Below are 13539 nucleotides of genomic sequence, written 5' to 3'. Positions count from 1 at the left end.
CGGCATGTGTTGCAGCTTCATGCCGCCCGGCCGCCGTGCCGGGCGCGCGTCACCTTCCCGCACCTCACCCTTGCGCGCTTCACTCGCGCCTCACGCGCAAAGACTCTCGCGCTCCTCCACGTTGACGAGCGCCTGCCAGCGCATTTTCGGCAACACATCCTCGCCCAGTGCGCTGCGCATCGACAGATTCGTCACCTGCACGCCACGGCGGCGCAGGAGCGCCCCCGCATGCCGGAACGACGGCGCGATCACGTCGCGCAGATGCTTGTCGAGCTGGCTCGGCTGCATGGCGCCCTGGCGCTCGTAGAAGCGCGGCGTGCGCGCGGCGTCGACGAGGTCGAGCCCGTGCAGGTAGATGCGGCGAAAGCCGAGCGAGGCGAGCACCTGGAGGCCCGTATAGGCGACCGTGCGGCCTTCGAACACGCCGCGCCGGATGTCGAGGCTAAAGCCCAGCGGTCGCGCCGCGTCGAACCACGCAAGCGACGCCGCACCGTGCGCCGCGCGCAGTTGCGCCACGTCAAGCGCGCCGCCACCGGCGGGAAACTGCATCTCGTCGAGCAGGAACACGCGGCAGCGCATGCGCGAAGGCGCGCAGCGCTGCGCGATGTGCCAGAGCACCGTGGGCGTCGCGAACAGCGTGAGGGGCTCGGCCACGATGAGATCGACGAGCTCGCCATGATTGCGCACGAACCCGGCGTCGACGATGCAGTAGTAGTCGAAGCGCACGTCGTATTTGCGGCGCAGGGCGATGGCGCCGTTCACGCCCATCGCGCGCGGCATGGGCAGCACGTCGTAGTCGATGGCGTTGATCGAAGGCCCCGTCGCGATGAGATGGCACTCCGCCGCGTCGCGCACGGGCAGCGGCATGCCGTTCACGCACGGCAGGTGCTGGCCGTCGATGCTCATGCCCGTCAGGCGCCCCGCCGCGTCGCGCTCGATGCTCACGCCGCGGCCGAGCCGTTCGTTGTGATGGAACGCGCGCGGGTGCGTGTAGCGATAGAGCAGCTTGAAGAACGTATTGCGGATGCGGCGCAGCGGTATGGGCACGCTGCGACCTTGCGCATCCGGCTCGCTGCGCTCACGTGCCGGGCGCATCGCATTGACTTCGGAAACCATCGATTAACCCCGTAGCGAGTCGAAGCCGCTCGCCTCGCGCCTTCGTGATGAAGGGCGAGTTTAATTTTCAGGATCGTTACAAGGGTTACAGAACAGGGCCCGAAGATTACGCCTGTTTACAGGATACGCTTAATAAAGGGATAACACGGTGCGCGTTCGCGCCGGCCGCGCCCGGCGCGTCGATTACAGACACCCGGGTGACGATGACGATTTGCAACGCGCCGACATGGGCCAAACCCTCGCAAAGCCCGCGGCACAAGGCTTTGCGGCAACCGATGCGAGCGCGGCGCGTAAAATTCGCGCGCAGATTGTTGCAATCCGGTAACTCAAGCGGGCGGGCGCTTCGCTACATTGAAGCCATCCAATCTTCAACCGAAGGGGGCTCAAAATGAAAACCAGACTCTTTGCCGCGCTGGGTGCCGGTGCGCTCGTCCTCGCCGCCTCGCAATCCGCCATGGCTGGCGTGGTCGTGGGCCTGAATGTCGGCGTGCCCGCTCCGGTTTATGTCGCGCCCGCACCGGTGTACGTTGCGCCCGCACCGGCTTATGTCGCGCCGCGCCCGGTGTACGTTGCACCGCCCATGCGCGTGGCCTACGCGCCCGCCGTGGTGATCGGCTGGCACGGCGACCGCTACTGGGACGGCCACCGCTGGTATGGCCGCGGCGAGTGGCACGGCCGCCGCGGCTGGTACTAAGATTGCGGCCTGTAAAAGAAAAGCGCCTCGCGCAAAACGCGAGGCGCTTTTTTTTATGCCCTGGCGCATTCGAGCGCCTGCGTCACTTCCGGTCGGAGACGATCTGATCGAACGTGCCGCCATCGGCGAAATGCGCGGCCTGCGCGTTCTGCCAGCTACCGAACACCTGCTCGACCGTGAAGGTCTTGATCGGCTTGAACTCGCTCGCGTGCTTCGCGAGGACGCCTGCGTCGCGCGGACGCAGATGGTGCGCGGCAATGATCTCCTGCGCAGCGGGCGTGTACAGATACTCGAGATACGCCTGCGCCACCTTGCGCGTGCCGCGCTTGTCCACGACCTTGTCGACGATCGTGACCGGCGGCTCGGCCAGCAAGCTCACCGAAGGATAGACGGCCTCGAAGTCCTTCGCGCCCACGCCCGTATCGATGAGCGCCACTTCGTTCTCGAAGGTCACGAGCACGTCGCCGATGTCGCGCTGCGTGAAGGTCGTCGTGGCGCCACGGCCGCCCGCGTCGAGCACCGGCACGTTCTTCAGCAGCGCGCGCTCGAAGTCGAGCGCCTGCGCGTCGCTCGCGCCCTGCTGCTTGCGGTAGCCCCATGCGGCGAGATACGCGTAGCGGCCGTTGCCCGAGGTCTTCGGATTGGCGATCACCACCTGCACGCCGGGCTTCGCGAGATCGTCCCAGTCCTTGATGTGTTTGGGGTTGCCCTTGCGCACGAGGAACACCATCGTCGTCGTGTAGGGTGCGCTCGCATCGGGCAGACGCGTGCGCCAGTTCGCGGGCACGAGATGGCCCTGCTGCGCGAGCAGGTCGATGTCGTTGGGCTGGTTCATCGTCACGACGTCGGCCTGAAGGCCTTGCAGCACCGAAAGCGCCTGCGCGCTCGAAGCGCCGTGCGACTGCTTGATCGAAACGGCCTCTCCGTTCTTCTTCTGATAGTCGGCGATGAAGCTCGCGTTGATGTCCTTGTACAGCTCGCGCGTCACGTCGTACGAGACGTTGAGCAGCGATGTGTCGGCGTGCGCCGCCGCCGCACCCAATGTGTTGATGGCGATGATGCCCGCGCCGAGCCAGCGCGCCGTGCGTCCCAAGCCTGCCATGGTGATCCCCGTCTGTCGTTGAAAGGCATCGGCCTGCGTTTCAGGAATTTGTAAGCAGGCCGAACGCTCGATTCTAGCGAGCCGGGGCGCACGGCTTATACCGATGCGAGCTTTGCTTTTCGGCTTTCGTGCTAAGCGCCGCCTCGATGCCGCTCACGCCATTGACGTCATTCACGCCATGATGTGCGCGCCGCCGTCGATATACACGGTGTTGCCGCTCATGCGGCGCGCGTAGCGTGTGGCGAGAAAGGCGGTCGCATAGCCCACGTCCATGATGTCGACGAGTTCGCCGAGCGGCGCGCGGTCCACGGCGTCGGCCAGCATGCGGTCGAAGTCGGGCAGGCCCGAGGCGGCGCGCGTCTTGAGCGGCCCCGGCGAGATGGCATGCACGCGAATGCCGAGCGGCCCAAGCTCATAGGCGAGATAGCGGCACGACGCCTCCAGCGCCGCCTTCACGGGGCCCATCAGGTTGTAGTTGGGCACGACGCGATTCGCGCCGTCGTAGCTCATGGCGAAGAGCGTGCCGCCATGCGTCATGAGCGGCGCGGCGCGCTTCGCCATGCGGATGAACGAATGGCACGACACGTCCATCGCATACGCGAAGCCTTGCGCCGACGACTCGAGCAGGCCGCCCTGCAAATCGGCTTTCGGCGCATAGGCGATGGAGTGCAACGCGATGTCGAGCGCGCCCCACTCTTTGCGGATCGCCTCGAAAACGGCGTCGAGTTGCGCGTCTTCCTCGACGTTCAGCGGCAGCAGCAATTGCGCGCCGAGTTCATTGGCGAGCGGCTCGACGTAGGGCCTGGCCTTGTCGTTCAGATAGGTGAGTGCGAGCTGCGCGCCAAGGTCGGCGAACGCGCGGGCGCAGCCGTAGGCAATCGATTCGGCGTTCGCCACACCCGTAACGAGCGCGCGCATGCCGGCCAGCGGCCGGTCGGGAGGGGTATGCATGGCTGACCTCGTGGTTGAAGACGCGGTTCAAGAACAGGACGCGGGCGGCCGTTCACGGCCCCGGATGCGTTTGCGGATCGTGCTGCGGTCGGGCAAGGCGCGATGCAAAAAAAGCGCGGAGGGCGACCTCCGCGCTTTCCTGGCGCGCGTGCGGCTTCGGCTTACTCGCCCGCGCCGCGCGTGGCGCGCCGGCGCGTGGCCGTCGTGCCCGCCGCCCGCGTGGGCGTCGGCGCGGCCGCCGCGCGCGGGCGACGCGCCGTTTTCGCGGCAACCGGCGCTTTCTTGACCTCGGGCGCTTCCGCGGCCTTCGTCTTCACGCCCGCGCGCGCGGCGCGCATGGGCTTCGCGCTCGCCGTGGTTTCGCTCGCCACTGCGGCAGTCTTCGCGCTGCGCGCTTTGGCCGGAACCGCAACGGGCTTGGGCGCGGCAGCCGATGCGCCGGCCGGCGTGGCGGAACCGCTGCCGCCAGCACCAGCGGACGCACCACCGGACACCGCGCCACCCGAAGGCGTGCCCTCATCCGGCGACCCGCCGCCATCGAGCGGCGGCAGCCCCGACTTCTCGCTGCCCGGCTCGACGCCCAGCGCGCGCTGCACGTCGCGATAGCGCTCGCGGCGCTCGCCTTCAAGCGGCCCCGACACCGTCGCGATGCGATACACGGCCGCGAGCAGCGCGCGACGCGTCTTCATGTCGGGCACGATCTCGGGCAGGGCCTCGATCGCGGCCTTGGGATCGAGTTGCACGATCGCGCCCTGGCGGCGCGCCGCTTCCTTCAGTTCGGCGATGCTCGGCTGGCGATCGCCGAGATACTCGCGCGCAAGCTCGCGCATGCGCTGGAACGGCCGGTACTGCACCGTGTGCATTTCATCGACGATATACGCGGCAATGCGCATGAACGCGTCGACGAGCGTGCCCTTGTCGAGGTGCGCGCGCGCCGCGCGCAGCCGGTACTGCGCAAGCTCCTTGCGCAGCGCCATGAGCGGCGGCGCGATGGGCTCCAGCGGCCGGTTCGGCGCCACCCCCACCCAGGCCTGCACCCACGGCGCGGTGTAGACGTTGTAGAAGGCGGCTTCGACCCACGCGTCGCGTGCGTCGCGGTACGCATCCCACGAGGCTTCGATGGTCGCCGAGGTCTGTTTTTCGATTTGCGTGAACGGATTGTCGGGCGCAACCGGCTTGCGGTGCCCGCGCACCGCTTCGGCCATGGCGGGCAGTACGCCCAGCGCCGGGTTCGCGTCGCTCATCACGCTGCGCTCCACGCGCGCCGGATGCGACTCGCGCAGCACGTGCGCGCTCAGCGCATTGCTCGACGCGCGCACGAACGGCGAGACCAGGAGGTCATAGAGACGCTGATTGTTCTCGGCGAAGCGGCGCACCACTTCGAACGGCTGCTCGTCGTCGCGGCCGTCGTCGAGCGCGAGGATGTCTTCGATCGTGCGCAGTTCGAAGCGGATCTCATAGCGCCCTTCGAGCGCCTCGAGACGCCCCGCTTCCGGCGTCGAGTCGGTGATCTTCGCCTCGTAGAGTCCCGGCGGCAGCACGTCGATCAGGTCCAGCGCGGAAAACAGTTCGGTGTGCTCCTTATTGGCCACGCTCGCCGAAACGAAGATGCCCAGGTGCCCCACCTTGTCGTGCAGGCAATACACGATCACCTGCTCGTTGGCGACGATCTCGTCCACGCTCGCGTAGAGATCGGGGATCCAGTTGAGCGCCTGCTGCGGCGGCGTGATGTTGTCGCCCCACGAGGCGAGCACGATGATCGGCGTGCGGATGTTGCGCAGGTCCACGGGCGCGCGCGCGTTCTTCGCGTACACCTCGTTGCGCGTGAGGTGATTGCCGACGAAGAGGTTCTGCACGATCCAGTCGATCTCGGCGCGATTCAACTGGAAGTGGCCGCCCCACCAGCGCTCGAATTCGAGGAAGCGCTCGCGCTCGGTATCGACCCGCGAATAAAGGTTGTAGAGCTTGCCCCAGTACGTGTTGGCGGGATTGAGGTTCTCGAAATTCTGCACGAGATGCGCGCCGTCGAAGCGGCCGTCGCCGAGGTCGGCGGCGAGAGACGACATCCACGAGCCGCCCAGCATGCCGCCCGAATAGCGCATGGGGTTCTTGCCGCGCACGCCGGCCCAGTACGAAAGCGGCGAGCCCGCGAGCATGAGCGGGCCGACCAGCGCCGGCGCGGAGGCCGCGAGCAGCGCCGCAGCCCAGCCGCCCTGGCAGTTGCCGATGATGAACGGCAGGCCGTCCGCATCGGGATGCAGCTCGCGCACGCGTTGCACGAACACGCCCTCGGCCTGCGCCACAGACTGGATGGTCTGCGTTTCGCAGGGCACCGGGAAGAACGTCACGAAGTAGCACGGATGGCCCTTGCGCAGGGCGATGCCCACTTCGCTGTCCATCTTGAAGCCGGCGATGCCGGGGCCGTGGCCCGCGCGCGGGTCGATCACGACGAACGGGCGCATGCGCGGGTCGGTGGGCACGTCCGTTTCGGGCTTGATGCGCAGAAGTGCGTAATTGCAGGGGTCGTCGAGCTCACGGCCATCGACGACGACTTCATAGTCGAAAGCCAGCACCGGCGGCATGCCGGCCTGCTCGTGCACATACGTCTGATTGCCGCGCTCGCGCAGCACATCGAGGAAGAGCACGCTGCGTTGCCACGCGTCGTAGAGGTAATCGTAAAACGGTTGCGCGGCCGTGGGCGGCGCCGATTCGATGGCCTGGTTCACCGCCGAGGTCACGGCGGACGACAGTGCCGAAGTCGCTTCGGCAAGCGGCGCGGGGGGCGATGACGTCTCGTCGGAAGCGGCCGCGAGGGGCCAGAAAGAAGCAAAGGGCCAGAAAGACGTGCCCGATGCGAGCGTCGGCAGGAACGAAAAAGGCGACGAGGTGGAAACTGCCACGAGACGAATCTCCTTTAAGGGAGCGCACACCGGCCTGGCGGCAAGCCTGCGCCAGGCCGGCAAAAGGGGGTCGCGACGCTAGCGTGCGCACGTCACACGCTTGCTACATGCTTGTCAGGCGCTGGTTACGCCTCGTGCGCTGCGCGGCCGCGAGATGAAAAGAGCCAGATCATGCTGCACTGCGGCAACTAAAAACTTAGGCCGCAGCCTCCCGAAAGTCAAGGCGCGGCACGGCCCCGGGTGGTTCCCGGATGACCCCGCAAGTTCGCCCCATGATCGCGCCGCCCTGTGAACGAAGCGTGACAGGCGAGGCGGCCGGGCATTGCCGGGCGCCGCCGCTGTGTCACGATGCCGCGCCATACTGGCGCACATCTTTCCGACCGGCTCGTTCGCGCTGGTCTACACTGTTACGGTTTTGCGCGCCGCAGCATGGCCTTTGTGCACGACCAGCATGGAGACTCCGTCATGACGTCATCGCCCGACAAGTATTCGGTTCTGCTCGCCCGTTGCGGCGGCCTCGCGCCCGTGCCCACGGCCGTGGCGCACCCCTGTGACGTCTCCTCGCTCACCGGCGCGCTCGACGCCGCGAACCTCGGCCTCATCGTGCCGATCCTCGTCGGCCCCGAAGCGAAGATCCGCGCCGTGGCCGAGGAAGCCGACCTGCCCCTCACGGGCATCACCATCGTCGACGCGCCGCACAGCCACGCCGCCGCCGAACTCGCGGTGCGCGCCGTGCGCGAGGGCGAAGCCGAGCTGCTCATGAAGGGCAGCCTGCACAGCGACGAGCTGCTCCACGAAGTCGCGCTCGGCGCCAACGGCCTGCGCACCGAGCGCCGCCTCTCGCACGTGTTCGCGATGGACGTGCCTTCGTACCACAAGCCGCTATTCATCACCGACGCGGCCGTCAACATCTTCCCCAAGCTCGCCGACAAGGCCGATATCGTGCGCAACGCGATCGATCTCGTGCAGGCGCTTGGCGTCGGCACGCCCAAGGTCGCGATTCTCGGCGCGGTGGAAACCGTCTCGGAGAAGATGCCGTCCACCATCGACGCCGCCGCGCTCTGCAAGATGGCCGATCGCGGCCAGATCACGGGCGGCCTGCTCGACGGACCGCTCGCCTTCGACAACGCGATCAGCGCCGAGGCCGCGCGCATCAAGGGCATCACCTCGCCCGTGGCCGGCGACCCCGACATCCTGCTCGTGCCCGACCTCGAAGCGGGCAACATGCTCGCCAAGCAACTCACCTTCCTCGCCGGCGCGGAAGCGGCCGGCATCGTCCTCGGCGCGCGCGTGCCGATCATCCTCACGAGCCGCGCCGACAGCGTGCGCTCGCGCATCGGCAGTTGCGCGATCGCCGTGCTGCTCGCCCATGCGCGGCGCGCACGCAAAGCCACGGAGATCCTGTGAGCAGCATCCAAGCCCAGCCGGCCGCGGAAGGCCATGTCGTGCTCGTCGTGAACGCGGGTTCGTCCAGCATCAAGTGTTCGGTGTATCGCGTGATCGAGGACGACCACGTGGAAGGCGGCGCCCGCGCGCTGCACGGCGCGGGCGGGCAGATCGAAGGCATCGGCGTCGCGCCGCGTGTGGTCGCGCATATGGCCGACGGACGCCTGATCGTCGACGAGAAGTTCCCCGTGGCCCAGGTCGCCGATCACGACGCCGCCTTCCGCCTCCTGCGCCTCGTGCTCGCCGTGGGCCTGCGCGACACGCCGCCCGCCGCGATCGGCCACCGCGTGGTGCACGGCGGCGCGCGCTACTCGGACGCCGTGCTCATCAACGACGAAGTGATCGAGGAACTCGACTCGCTCACGCCGCTCGCGCCCTTGCATCAGCCGCACAATCTCGCGGCCATCCGCGCGGTGCGCCAGGCCGCGCCCGAGCTGCCGCAGGTGGCCTGCTTCGACACCGCGTTCCACGCCACCACGGGCTCGATGGCGCAGCTTTTCGCACTGCCGTACAGCTATTACACCGAGGGGATCCGCCGCTACGGCTTTCATGGCCTCTCGTACGAGTACATCGCGAAGCACATGCATCTCGTCGCGCCCGACATCGCGCGCGGGCGGGTCATCGTCGCGCATCTGGGCAACGGCGCGAGCCTGTGCGCAATGAAGGACGGCAAGAGCGTCGAGACGACCATGGGGCTCACCGCGCTCGACGGCCTGCCCATGGGCACGCGCTGCGGCGCGCTCGACGCGGGCGCGGTGCTCTGGATGATGGCGCGCGGCATGGACTACCACGCGATCGAAAAGCTGCTCTACCAGGAGTCGGGACTCAAGGGCCTCTCCGGCGTGAGCAGCGACATGCGCGAGTTGCTGTCGAACGGCAGCGAACAGGCGAAGCTCGCGATCGACTTCTATACGTACCGCATCGCGCAGGAAGTGGGCAAGCTCGCGGTGGGGCTCGGCGGGCTCGACGGGCTCGTGTTCACGGCCGGCATCGGCGAGCATGCCGCGCCGATCCGCGCGCAGGTGTGCGAACGGCTCGCGCCGCTCTTTGGCATTGTGCTCGACGCGCAGGCCAACGAAGCCGGCAGGGAAGCGCGCAAGGAACGCGTGAGCGCGCGGGAGAGCCGCGTGCCGGTGTTCGCCATTCCCACCGACGAGGAAGGGATGATCGCGCTGCACACGGCGCGGTTGTTGCGCGAGGCGTTGAAACGCTAGTGATCCGCACGTTTGCGGCCCTGTCCTGCGTCAATGAATATTGGCGCGAGCGCGTTTACCATTCCATAATAGAGTCTATTGAAATCCAATAGACGAGATTCGACATGGCTGCGGAAATGCGTACGCTGACGGCACAAGTGCCCGTCGAACTGGCGCAGGAGGTAGACGCCTTGGCAGAACTGATTGAACGTCCCAAGCAGTGGATCATCAAGAAGGCGCTGGTCCAGTATCTCGCGCGCGAGGCCGAGAAGCGCCGTCTGATTCAGGAAGGGCTGGACGATGTGACGGCGGGACGGGTTGTCACTATCGAGCAAGTCGAGGCGTGGGCAAACAGCATCGGGACCGACAACGAGCTACCCGCGCCGAAACCGTGAGCATCCAAGTCGTCTTCACGGGCAAGGCGACCGCCGATCTCGACGGGATTGCAAGGCACATCGCGAAATACAACGACACTGTTGTCGCGCGCCACCTGGTCAGCGCACTCGTCGCGCAGGCGCGGCGACTCGGGCAAGACTACTTTCACCGCCTGGGCGAAGAACTGGACGGTTACGACGGACCGCCTGCTCGCGAAGTGCATCGTTGGGTTTGTCTCGCCGGGCGCTATGAATTGCACTACGAAGTTTTGCCGCCTTACTCAGAAGACCCCACCGTCATTGCCATCCTGAGAGCGTGGGACACGCGGCAAGACCGCTGATCCGATCTCACGCCAACGCCCGCCCCCCATCAACCGCCTCGTCGCGCAGCCGCCCGTGCGCTGCGCCATGCACGAGCGTATCGACGAAATACTTCGCGCGCGGCCACGGGCCGAACCCCGCCGCCGTGTTGATGTGACCCGCATCGCCGAGATTCACGAACGTGCTGCCTAGTCGATGCGCGAGCGCATGAGCGCCTTCGAGCGGCATCCAGGGGTCGGTTTCGCTGCCGATCAGGATGGACGGCACGCCAAGGCTGCTCGCTTCGAACGCGCCCGCGAAGCGGAACTTCTCCGGGCTCGCGGGCGCGACGAACAGCACGCCCGCAATATCGGCGCCGCCCGCATCGCCGTCCTCGCTCCCCGCGCCCCCGCCGATCAGGCCCGTTTGCAGCGCATGCGCCGTGACTAGGCAGCCGAAGCTGTGCGCGGCCAGCAGGAACGGCCCGCGCTCGCCGGCCAGCCGCCGGGCGAGCGCCGCGCCCCACACCGCGAGGTCGGGGGCATCCCAGTCGTCCTGCTCGGCGCGCAGCGAGCGCGCGAACTGGCGTTCTAGCCAGCTTTGCCAGTGAGCGCCGTCGCTGCCGTGCAGGCCGGGCACGGTGACGAGGCGGGGCGGCCAACGCGATTGCGCGCACGAAAGCATGATTTTTTCCTCGCTGGAACACGGCGTGAACCGATTGTGGCCTGCGAGCCGCTCCCGCCGAACCAATTTTTTTTGCTTTGCTTTTCGGCGCCGTCCCCGTCGCGCCCTTGCCTGCCATACCGCGCGCGCCGCGCCGCGATTTGCCCGGCGGGCGCGAGCCTGAAAAAGTAGAATGGTGCCGGTGCAGTTGGCCAAACCCGCCGGCCACCCCCGACCCATGCGGCAATGCGCTCGAACTCAAGGCGTTTGCCGGCATCGGCCGCCTTTTCGCAATGTGATGAGCGCCATGAAGATCATTTTCTGGTTTCCGCAAGCCGACGCCTCCGCGTGGCTGCACGGCCTCGCGCGCGCCCTGCCCGACGCCGAACTGCGCGAGTGGCAGCCGGGCGACACCGCTCCCGCTGACTATGCGGTCGTCTGGCACCCGCCGCGCGAGCTGTTCGGCGTGCCCGGCCTGCGCGCGATCTTTAACCTCGGCGCGGGCGTGGACGCGATCCTCGCCCACGAGCGCGCACTGCCCGGCACGTTGCCCGGCAACGCGCTGCTCGTGCGCCTGGAAGACTCGGGCATGGGCCCGCAAATGAGCGAGTACGTGCAGCATGCCGTGCTGCGCTACCTGCGCCGCTTCGACGAATACGCGCTCGCGCAGGCGCGCCGCGAATGGCACGTGCTCGCGCCGCATCCCCGCGAGACCTTCACCGTCGGCGTGCTCGGTCTGGGCGTGCTCGGCGCGCAGGTCGCGCATGCGGTGGCCGCGCTCGGCGTGCCGGTACGCGGCTTTTCGCGCAGCGCGAAGTCGATCGCGGGCATCGAGACATTTTCGGGTGAGCTGCACGGCGCGCAATTCGACGCCTTCCTCGACGGCGTGAAGGTGCTCGTGAACCTGCTGCCCGCCACGCCCGACACCGAGAACGTGCTCAACGCGCGCACCTTCGGCAAGCTTTCGCGCGGCGCGTATCTCGTGAACGTGGCGCGCGGCACGCATCTGGACGAGCAGGATCTGCTCGACGCGCTCGCGAACGGCACGCTCGCCGCCGCGACGCTCGACGTGTTCCGCGAAGAGCCGCTGCCGTCCGATCATCTGTTCTGGCGCGAGCCGCGCGTCACGATCACGCCGCATAGCTCGGCGCTCACGCTGCGCGACGAAGCCGTCTCGCAGGTAGCCGACAAGATCGGCGCGCTCGCGCGCGGCGAGACCGTGAGCGGCATCGTGCATGCCGGGCGCGGTTACTGATCCGGTTACTGATGCGGTTACCAAGCACGCCGAATCATTTCTGAATATAAGTCTGGAGACACAGCAATGGCCTTACCCACCGCAGTCAAGATCGTCGAAGTCGGCCCGCGCGACGGCCTGCAAAACGAGAAAGATTTCGTCCCCACCGCAACGAAAATCGAGCTGATCAACCGGCTCACGGCCGCGGGCTTTCCGAATATCGAGGCCGCCTCGTTCGTCTCGCCCAAATGGGTTCCGCAGATGGCGGACGGCGCCGAGGTCATGGCCGGCATCGAGCGCCGCGAGGGCGCGATCTACTCGGTGCTCACGCCCAACCTGCGCGGCTTCGAAGGCGCGCTCGCCGCGGGCGCGGACGAGATCGTGATCTTCGGCGCGGCGAGCGAAGCGTTCTCGCAGAAGAACATCAACTGCTCGATCGCGGAGAGCATCGAGCGTTTCGCGCCCGTCGCGCAAGCCGCGAAGGACCACGGCGTGCGCATTCGCGGCAGCGTGTCGTGCTCGTTTGGCTGCCCGTACCAGGGCGAGGTGCCCGTGGCTTCGGTCGTCGACGTGGTGGAGCGCTTCGCCGCGCTCGGCTGCGACGAGATCGACATCGCCGACACCATTGGCGTGGGCACCGCGAAGCGCGTGCACGAAGTCTTCCAGGCCGTGACGAAGGTGTTCCCGCGCGAACGCCTCTCGGGCCACTTCCACGACACCTACGGCCAGGCGCTCGCCAACATCTATGCGGCGCTCGAAGAAGGCATCGCCATTTTCCACGCCTCGGTGGCGGGGCTCGGCGGCTGCCCGTATGCGAAGGGCGCCACCGGCAACGTCGCGACCGAGGACGTGCTGTACCTCATGAACGGCCTGGGCATCCACACCGGCGTCGATCTGAACCAGGTCGTCGCGGCGGGCGACTTCATCTCGACCGCCATCGGCCGTCCGAACGTCTCGCGCGCGGGCAAGGCGCTGCTCGCGAAGGCGCGCAACGAAGCCGCATGCGCGTGAAGCGCAAGCTGTTGAATCGTAGTACGAAGGAAATCAACTCATGACGCAATCCCTCGACAACCTCGACGCCCTGCCCGATTCCGCGCGCCGGGTCGCGCTGATGCTGCGCGAGCGCGGTCACGCCAAACCGATCGTGATGCTGCCCGAAACCGGCAAGACCTCGGCCGAAGCGGCAGCAGGCCTTGGCTGCGAAGTCGCGCAGATCGCCAAGTCGATCCTGTTCCGCCGTCGCAATGACGACGCACCCGTGCTCGTGATCGCAAGCGGCGCGAACCGCGTGGACGAAAAGAAGGTGGCCGCGCACGTGGGCGAAATCGGCCGCGCCGACGCGAAGTTCGTGCGCGAGAAGACCGGCTATGCGATTGGCGGCGTTTGCCCGATCGGCCATGCCACGAAGCCCGTGACGCTCATCGACGCCGACCTGTTCGCGCTCGAAAGCCTGTGGGCCGCGGCGGGCCACCCGCACGCCGTGTTCAACCTCTCGCCGCAGGAACTCGAAGCGCTGACGGGCGCACCCGTGGTGGACGTCGCGCTGCGCGACGCGTGAGCCACATG

The 13539-nt window shown here is 67.4% G+C and carries 13 protein-coding genes; 8 read left to right on the top strand and 5 right to left on the bottom strand.

Annotated elements, in window-relative coordinates:
* Window positions 1-90: 90 nt before the first annotated feature.
* Window positions 91-1116 (bottom strand): WaaZ-like lipopolysaccharide core biosynthesis protein, encoded by a 1026-nt coding sequence (locus tag C7401_RS04965; RefSeq protein ID WP_112170218.1) that lies wholly within the window; start codon window positions 1114-1116, stop codon window positions 91-93.
* A gap of 388 nt (window positions 1117-1504) precedes the next feature.
* On the opposite strand from C7401_RS04965, the gene C7401_RS04960 reads away from it, so the two are divergent.
* Window positions 1505-1810: a hypothetical protein gene (locus C7401_RS04960; protein WP_112170217.1), complete on the top strand. Its 306-nt coding sequence runs from the start codon at window positions 1505-1507 to the stop codon at window positions 1808-1810.
* Between the two features lie 82 nt (window positions 1811-1892).
* On the opposite strand, the gene C7401_RS04955 is transcribed toward C7401_RS04960, so the two are convergent.
* From C7401_RS04955 to C7401_RS04945, 3 genes are all read right to left on the bottom strand, one after another.
* Window positions 1893-2912 (bottom strand): sulfate ABC transporter substrate-binding protein, encoded by a 1020-nt coding sequence (locus C7401_RS04955; protein ID WP_112170216.1) that lies wholly within the window; start codon window positions 2910-2912, stop codon window positions 1893-1895.
* A 171-nt stretch (window positions 2913-3083) separates the two neighbouring features.
* Window positions 3084-3863, bottom strand: coding sequence for an enoyl-ACP reductase FabI (fabI, locus tag C7401_RS04950; protein ID WP_112170215.1), 780 nt, complete (start codon window positions 3861-3863; stop codon window positions 3084-3086).
* A 161-nt stretch (window positions 3864-4024) separates the two neighbouring features.
* Complete coding sequence (locus tag C7401_RS04945; protein ID WP_309251985.1) at window positions 4025-6763, bottom strand: DUF3141 domain-containing protein; 2739 nt, start codon at window positions 6761-6763, stop codon at window positions 4025-4027.
* A gap of 465 nt (window positions 6764-7228) precedes the next feature.
* Between C7401_RS04945 and C7401_RS04940 the strand changes: the two genes are divergently transcribed.
* From C7401_RS04940 to C7401_RS04925, 4 genes are all read left to right on the top strand, one after another.
* Window positions 7229-8170: a bifunctional enoyl-CoA hydratase/phosphate acetyltransferase gene (locus C7401_RS04940; protein WP_112170214.1), complete on the top strand. Its 942-nt coding sequence runs from the start codon at window positions 7229-7231 to the stop codon at window positions 8168-8170.
* Window positions 8167-9423 (top strand): acetate/propionate family kinase, encoded by a 1257-nt coding sequence (locus C7401_RS04935; protein WP_258396877.1) that lies wholly within the window; start codon window positions 8167-8169, stop codon window positions 9421-9423. Before C7401_RS04940 ends, C7401_RS04935 begins: the two co-directional genes overlap by 4 nt.
* Window positions 9424-9527: 104 nt before the next feature.
* Complete coding sequence (locus C7401_RS04930) at window positions 9528-9797, top strand: CopG family ribbon-helix-helix protein (protein ID WP_112170213.1); 270 nt, start codon at window positions 9528-9530, stop codon at window positions 9795-9797.
* Window positions 9794-10117, top strand: coding sequence for a type II toxin-antitoxin system RelE/ParE family toxin (locus C7401_RS04925; RefSeq protein ID WP_112170212.1), 324 nt, complete (start codon window positions 9794-9796; stop codon window positions 10115-10117). Before C7401_RS04930 ends, C7401_RS04925 begins: the two co-directional genes overlap by 4 nt.
* Before the next feature lie 7 nt (window positions 10118-10124).
* On the opposite strand, the gene C7401_RS04920 is transcribed toward C7401_RS04925, so the two are convergent.
* Window positions 10125-10760 (bottom strand): RBBP9/YdeN family alpha/beta hydrolase, encoded by a 636-nt coding sequence (locus C7401_RS04920; protein ID WP_112170211.1) that lies wholly within the window; start codon window positions 10758-10760, stop codon window positions 10125-10127.
* A 286-nt stretch (window positions 10761-11046) separates the two neighbouring features.
* On the opposite strand from C7401_RS04920, the gene C7401_RS04915 reads away from it, so the two are divergent.
* The 3 genes from C7401_RS04915 to C7401_RS04905 all read left to right on the top strand — a co-directional run bounded on the left by C7401_RS04915 (window position 11047) and on the right by C7401_RS04905 (window position 13531).
* On the top strand, window positions 11047-11994 hold the full coding sequence (locus tag C7401_RS04915) for a 2-hydroxyacid dehydrogenase (RefSeq protein WP_112170301.1): 948 nt from the start codon (window positions 11047-11049) through the stop codon (window positions 11992-11994).
* Between the two features lie 66 nt (window positions 11995-12060).
* Entirely contained in the window at window positions 12061-12984 is a 924-nt protein-coding gene (locus tag C7401_RS04910; protein ID WP_112170210.1) for a hydroxymethylglutaryl-CoA lyase, read from the top strand.
* A gap of 40 nt (window positions 12985-13024) precedes the next feature.
* Entirely contained in the window at window positions 13025-13531 is a 507-nt protein-coding gene (locus C7401_RS04905; RefSeq protein ID WP_112170209.1) for a YbaK/EbsC family protein, read from the top strand.
* Window positions 13532-13539 lie beyond the last annotated feature (8 nt).

The organism is Paraburkholderia unamae (assembly GCF_003268775.1).
GTDB lineage: Bacteria > Pseudomonadota > Gammaproteobacteria > Burkholderiales > Burkholderiaceae > Paraburkholderia > Paraburkholderia unamae.
Note: the sequence above shows the minus strand (reverse complement) of the source record. Positions and strands in the feature narration are given on the sequence as shown.

Excerpts from the sequence above, each read along its gene's own strand:
- C7401_RS04965 (WP_112170218.1), bottom strand. The coding sequence starts at position 1,116 with ATGGTTTCCGAAGTCAATGCGATGCGCCCGGCACGTGAGCGCAGCGAG.
- C7401_RS04960 (WP_112170217.1), top strand. The coding sequence starts at position 1,505 with ATGAAAACCAGACTCTTTGCCGCGCTGGGTGCCGGTGCGCTCGTCCTC.
- C7401_RS04955 (WP_112170216.1), bottom strand. The coding sequence starts at position 2,912 with ATGGCAGGCTTGGGACGCACGGCGCGCTGGCTCGGCGCGGGCATCATC.
- fabI (WP_112170215.1), bottom strand. The coding sequence starts at position 3,863 with ATGCATACCCCTCCCGACCGGCCGCTGGCCGGCATGCGCGCGCTCGTT.
- C7401_RS04940 (WP_112170214.1), top strand. The coding sequence starts at position 7,229 with ATGACGTCATCGCCCGACAAGTATTCGGTTCTGCTCGCCCGTTGCGGC.
- C7401_RS04930 (WP_112170213.1), top strand. The coding sequence starts at position 9,528 with ATGGCTGCGGAAATGCGTACGCTGACGGCACAAGTGCCCGTCGAACTG.
- C7401_RS04920 (WP_112170211.1), bottom strand. The coding sequence starts at position 10,760 with ATGCTTTCGTGCGCGCAATCGCGTTGGCCGCCCCGCCTCGTCACCGTG.
- C7401_RS04915 (WP_112170301.1), top strand. The coding sequence starts at position 11,047 with ATGAAGATCATTTTCTGGTTTCCGCAAGCCGACGCCTCCGCGTGGCTG.
- C7401_RS04910 (WP_112170210.1), top strand. The coding sequence starts at position 12,061 with ATGGCCTTACCCACCGCAGTCAAGATCGTCGAAGTCGGCCCGCGCGAC.
- C7401_RS04905 (WP_112170209.1), top strand. The coding sequence starts at position 13,025 with ATGACGCAATCCCTCGACAACCTCGACGCCCTGCCCGATTCCGCGCGC.